This is a genomic window from Acinetobacter sp. Colony158, assembly GCF_019264745.1.
GTDB classification, from domain to species: Bacteria; Pseudomonadota; Gammaproteobacteria; order Pseudomonadales; family Moraxellaceae; genus Acinetobacter; species Acinetobacter ursingii.
Genome location: NZ_CP078523.1, coordinates 2409401 through 2409643, shown reverse-complemented (window position 1 = coordinate 2409643; position 243 = coordinate 2409401). Strand labels below are relative to the sequence as shown.

The following is a 243-nucleotide window of genomic DNA, read 5'->3' as shown; positions in this document are numbered from 1 at the left end:
ACTAAAGTATAGTAATCAACCGAATTTGGATCTTGTGGCACTTCAACACCCAATTGACGATACAAGGTTGCATCACGTTCACGCACTACAGATTTAACCGCTTTTTTATAATCCTGACGTGAATCCATCATATTAAACAATGAAAACAGAACCATTTGAACTTGCTGAGGTGTCGAAAGACCCGCAGTATGATTCAGGGCGACATTACGACTGTCTGCGACTAATCGATCAATAAACTTGATA

The 243-nt window shown here is 39.5% G+C and carries 1 pseudogene; it reads right to left on the bottom strand.

The features are described 5' to 3' along the window. Positions 1–243, bottom strand: a pseudogene (locus JR005_RS14825) (bifunctional aspartate transaminase/aspartate 4-decarboxylase); the annotation flags it as partial.